This window comes from Amaricoccus sp. B4 (genome assembly GCF_043226085.1).
Lineage (GTDB): Bacteria > Pseudomonadota > Alphaproteobacteria > Rhodobacterales > Rhodobacteraceae > Amaricoccus.
This window is the reverse complement of the sequence record NZ_CP171229.1, coordinates 1-4,839: the sequence shown is the minus strand read 5'-3', so window position 1 is coordinate 4,839 and position 4,839 is coordinate 1. Positions and strand designations below refer to the sequence as shown.

General features: G+C 55.7%; 6 protein-coding genes. 1 reads left to right on the top strand and 5 read right to left on the bottom strand.

All coding sequences use genetic code 11. From position 1 onward, the window contains the following. Positions 1–255 precede the first annotated feature (255 nt). From ACF66B_RS20625 to ACF66B_RS20615, 3 genes are all read right to left on the bottom strand, one after another. On the bottom strand, positions 256–1,521 hold the full coding sequence (locus tag ACF66B_RS20625; protein ID WP_111432142.1) for a hypothetical protein: 1,266 nt from the start codon (positions 1,519–1,521) through the stop codon (positions 256–258). 252 nt (positions 1,522–1,773) lie between these two features. Further along, a complete protein-coding gene (locus ACF66B_RS20620) occupies positions 1,774–2,328 on the bottom strand; it encodes a GNAT family N-acetyltransferase (protein WP_111432141.1) in 555 nt (184 codons plus the stop codon). Further along, a complete protein-coding gene (locus ACF66B_RS20615) occupies positions 2,321–2,629 on the bottom strand; it encodes a DUF1778 domain-containing protein (protein ID WP_111432140.1) in 309 nt (102 codons plus the stop codon). Before ACF66B_RS20615 ends, ACF66B_RS20620 begins: the two co-directional genes overlap by 8 nt. A 252-nt stretch (positions 2,630–2,881) precedes the next feature. Here ACF66B_RS20615 and ACF66B_RS20610 point away from each other — a divergent pair, with 252 nt between their 5' ends. Then, positions 2,882–3,256: a hypothetical protein gene (locus ACF66B_RS20610; RefSeq protein ID WP_111432144.1), complete on the top strand. Its 375-nt coding sequence runs from the start codon at positions 2,882–2,884 to the stop codon at positions 3,254–3,256. 43 nt (positions 3,257–3,299) lie between these two features. Here the strand turns inward: ACF66B_RS20610 and ACF66B_RS20605 are convergent, their stop codons facing one another. Beyond that, positions 3,300–3,731, bottom strand: coding sequence for a DNA-binding protein (locus ACF66B_RS20605; RefSeq protein WP_162683488.1), 432 nt, complete (start codon positions 3,729–3,731; stop codon positions 3,300–3,302). A 97-nt stretch (positions 3,732–3,828) separates the two neighbouring features. Then, positions 3,829–4,839 carry a replication initiator protein A gene (locus ACF66B_RS20600; RefSeq protein WP_111432143.1) on the bottom strand — a complete coding sequence of 337 codons (1,011 nt, stop codon included), beginning with the start codon at positions 4,837–4,839 and terminating at the stop codon, positions 3,829–3,831.

Sequence of the window (4,839 nt, the reverse complement as noted above, 5' to 3'; positions counted from 1 at the left end):
CCATTCGCCTTGGCTTGGTTCGTTATATCTGGAACCAGCATCAGGCAGAGCGAAAGGCACGTCAAGTTCGTTATATCAGGACCCAATTTGAGGCTGAATCTGTTCGTTAGTTTCGGAACCCAGATTCGTTAGTTTCGGAACCCAGATTCGTTAGTTTCGGAACCCAGTGGATAGTTTCCTTCTTTTTCACCAGTAGGTTATGGGCAATTTTTGGCCCCGTAACTTACTCCGTAGGTAACACTATTAACACTAGGGTCAGCGACCGTGGCTGTGCCCCCGATCACGTTCTGGATCATCGCGGTTAATTTCATCAATATCCCGTTCTATCGAAGTTTCCTCCCGAACCGCGGGAGCTGTCAGGCCAAGATTTCTCTCGTGACGCTCAACCTCTGCTCCGGCTTCCTGTGGCCAGCAGGTTCTCTCTTCGATCTGAGGAACATCAGAACGAAGCACATTTTTCACCGATGCTTCAATCCTCGCCATGAACGCTCCGCACTTCGCCACCACAGCCGCCAAGTGCATCCGGTCAGATAAGCTGGGGAAGAGATCGCGCCCAGCTTCATAGCGATCATCCATATTTGCACGTAGCCCCATACCAAACCGATGTGCGGCCTCGTACACCCGTTCAGCACCCGACCTGACAGCGTTGATCAGCGGCCAAGGATCGGTATGCACATCCCCACCCACGCGATGTAGGGCCAGAGCGCCCTCAGGAGGCTCGTAGGAGCGTCCCTGGGCCTTGTGGTGGGCAATCTCCCCCTTGAGCATCAGGAGGTCGCTTAGGGCCTCTGTGTCGCGTTCTGACAGGTCGGTGTCCCTGATGGCCTCCCACAGCCCCTGAGAGGGCGCTCTGACGCTCTCACGGGCCTTGTCCATGACCGCCCCATAGGTCTCCGGCGACAGGTGCTGGCGCTGCGTGATTTCCTTGCGGGTGCCGCGTATAATTTCGGCGTCCAGATTTTCGCGGCACCAATCGGCCCAGGACGTCTGCAAGGCGGAGTATTCGTTGCGCTCGCCGGTGGCCTCCTTCACCTCCCGCAGAGCCTTGTTGGTTGAGATCACCGGCTTGCCCCGGCTTTCCCGGACGGGGGAGATCAGCACATCGACCACGGCCCCGCCCTTCTCATCGAGATCGAGGCGGGTGGCGATCACCGATCCCTCGCCGCCCCAGCTTTCGGCCCATGCCTTCGCTTGGTCGAAGAGCTGGCGGTTATGCGGGTTGTCGGGGTCGTGCAGATTGCCGGCCTTTTCCACCCATTCCGGGGAGACCACGCAGATGGCCTGCAAGCAGAGCGGCGAGCCTTTCCGCTCACCCGCCCCCAGCTCGGACTTGTGGGCTTTGAAGGCGGCGAGATAGTCCCGGTCGTTCTCGGCCTTCGACCAGGCTAGACCGAAGCCGGGTTCCGCATCGTCTCGGACACGGGACTTGCCGGTCTCGTCGTGACGCTGTGCATGGAGGGACGCCCCGCGAAGCTGGGCGATGGTGGAGAGCTTGTTGACGCGGATAGCAGCTTTGAACATGGGGGCAGGATAGCCGGGAGAGGGAGAATTGTCATTTCAAATGACAACCCACTAGGCAATTCTCTGCGAGCCGCTCCGCTAATTGCCGTTGGGCCGGAGGCGCTGCGCCCTCCTGGACCTCCTGCTAGAAGCCGCCCGAGGGGCGGCTGCGTCCATCCCGCCCCTGCCATATAGGGGCCGGTCGGAATGGGCGCGGAGCCAGCTCGAACCGGAGACCTCCGAATATCGGAGGGCCGGGCTGGCGGGGTTAATCTATGGGGTAGCCTTCTCTTTTTGTTTTTCCTGAGCGGCTAGAGCGACACGAGCATCAGCTATGGTCAGGTACATGCGAGCGGGTTTATTTGGATCAAACGAAGAGAAGCCTAGTCGGGCATAGAACGCTAAGCGACGGTCGAAATTTTCATCTTCGAATACATCCAGTACAATGGCCGAGATCGGGATTTCTTTGGAAAGCTGCGCAGCCTTTTCGATTGCGTGGCCCATTAGCGCTTCTCCAAGACCCATTTTCTGGAACCGGACATCGATGGCTAGGCAAGTCAGATACAAAACCGGGATAGGTTTCCGGTCTTTCCTGCGCGCAAGTGGACCAGCTTCTTCAGGCACAACGCTGTGCGGGTTGAGGGCATAGGCGCCGAACAATGTTCCATCTGGATCAGTGCCACACCAGAGGCGCACTCGATCATTCTTGGTCTCATCTGAGATTGAGGTCTTGATCCAGTTATCTATGGGCGGGACCCCACATGAAAAGGCGCTGCGGTCATGCAGCGCCTTTTCGAACTGAGTAATTTTGTATTTTTGTTCAGTCATTCACAAACAATGCTCGGCTCTTAGCTATGCTAGAGGCCAAAGCATCGTTTTGTTTGCCTTCCTGGTCAACTGCTGCTGTGAAAGCCTCGAACTGTTCGTTCGAGAGCGCAGTTGTGTACTGAGCCAGCTCAATTTCCTTCGCGCGCTCAAGGGCAGCAGTTGTGATGAACGCAGTGGGGTCCATGCCCACACTACGTGCGGCGTTCTTGATTACCTCAAGAACAGAAGGCTGAAACTTCAGCTCTTTCCGTGCGGACTTCGCCTCAGCGTGAGGCGCGGTATATTCCTGCATTTGGATCATGGTGCGCTCCTTACTACACGAGCTTTCTCAAGCGATTTGGTTGCTTATACGTATATAGTACGTACGCAACGCAACACTTGTTCCATCGGGTGTAATGAAAAGAGATAGTCACAACAAACAATTGTTTGTTGTGACTATCTCTTTTTTGACGCCTTGTCAAGATAGGGATATGTTGATTTTTTATGTTTTAATACATAGTGTTAAAAAAGTTGCCCTTGAGGCCAATTTGTTGCGTTTTTGAAAGTGAAACACATGCAGACCCCCAAGATTTCGCGTCTCGAAGAAGCTTTGACCATAGAGCTCACAGAGGTCTTGGGGCGAATCAAAGAGCTGGAGGGCGAGGCGGCGGCACTTCGGCGTCAGATCGCGAAGGCTGCTGCAAATCGCCAAGGCTTGGAGTTTGCCACGCGCAAAAATAGCCTGAATCGTGTCTTGGCAGAGAACAGCGTTCTTGAGGCGCTGAGGGCCTCCGACAAGCCGTTAAAGACCTATGACCTCTACAAGATTGCCCGCCAGTCGAACGGTTCTTTGAAAGAAAACACCTTCAGAACGTATCTGCACCGTATGAAAAAACGGGGTGCAATCCAAAATGCGCGGCGTGTCGGCGAGTGGAGGCTTGTTTTGTAGCGGCTTTCATATTGAGCAACTAGGATTCTGTCCGAGAGCGGGCTTACCGGCCGAAAAAGCGAGCTAAGAAGCTGCGCTGAGGCCTGTTGTCAGATAAAAGCGCCATTATGCGCCCTTCAGAGCTGTCCAGGCGCTTCCGAAGATCGTTGATCGTATCGGTCATTTGATCCTTTTGGGCTTCTAAGCCGCTGGTCTTCTCATGCGCGACCGCCAGCGCTTTTTCTAGTTCAACAACGCGTTCTAAGTTGCTGTGATTGGATGCGGAAATTGCCTGTTGCGTGTCGTTGCTTTGCGAGTGTTGCGCATCGCGTTGCGCAGCGGCGGGCGGAAAAACACGATGCAACTCGGCTGGGTCGATCTCATATGAGCCACTGTCACCTTTTGTTGCTGAAATCTTTCCGCTTTTGATAGCTCTTTGGATTGTGGTCTTGTTCTTTCCGGTGGCCTTTGCTGCCTCGGATAATGAATACTTCATGTCGTTGCGCTCCGTTTCTTATTGCCTGTTGCGCAACAGATTATCGCGTTGCGACCTGCAAAGCCAAGGAAACCTGATCGAGGCACCTCGACCCCAGTTAACGCAGGCTGCTCTGCTTCCCGCAGTAAGCTACAAAGGCAGCGCCTGCATTCTTTGGTGGGTTGCCTTTGGCGGCTTCGCTTTTGGCAAATGAGAGCCAGTCGGAGCGCAGGGCGTGGTAGTCCCGGCGCTTCTCCCTGGCGATGGCTCTGGCCTTGTCCTCAGCCCATTCCGGTAGTCGGATCTCGGGGGAGAGATTGCTCTGCGGCGAGCGCGGGCGGAAGATTACCAGATCTTCGGCGGTCAGTTCCATGCGATAGAACGGCGTGTGATCGTCCTCGATGATCTGGCGGATGTTCAGCCGGAATTTTTTCAGGGGCGCGTTGCTGCCGGTCTTTTCCTGAAGCTTGGCGAGGCCGATCTGCCACTTCGGCTGGCCCCCACAATGCTTGCGACCGATCTCGTAGAGGCGGCGTTCAAGCGGGCGGCGCAGGCGGAAATAGTCGTTCGAGATCGTCACGACCTCGTCGCCCTCGATCGCGCGCATCACCCAGTCGGACAGGATCACTTCGCAATAGTCGAGGCGCCACTTGCCTTCTTCCTTCATGACGAACCCACTGCCCGATTCAAGCAGACTGAAAAAGCGTGTCTCGCGCTTGTTCCCAGTCTGGATATCGGTCTGAAAGGTTGTCCCGATGAGCCTCTGAAATGCTTGTTCCAGGCGTTGATACTCGACCCCGCCCGTCTTGCGGTTGGTGGTGATCATCAGTTCACGGGCGCTGAAACGCACTCGTTTGCCGATCTTCTCGCCCCGGTTCTTGCGGTGCATGAGCTGGCTTACGCAGAAGATCAGAATGTCCTTGTCGAAGATCGTGGGCAGGCCGACCCCGGACGGCACGATTTTCAGCCGGTTGTCGCCCCCACGATATTCGAGGTGGCGCATGTCTGGCTTGGTTGCGAGCGAGAACAGCGGATGCTCCATCGAGGCCATGTCGTCCTTCGGCACCACATCGGAAATGTCGAGGATGAAAAAGTCCTTTTGAGGGTGTCTATCTGGGAGCAGGGGCAT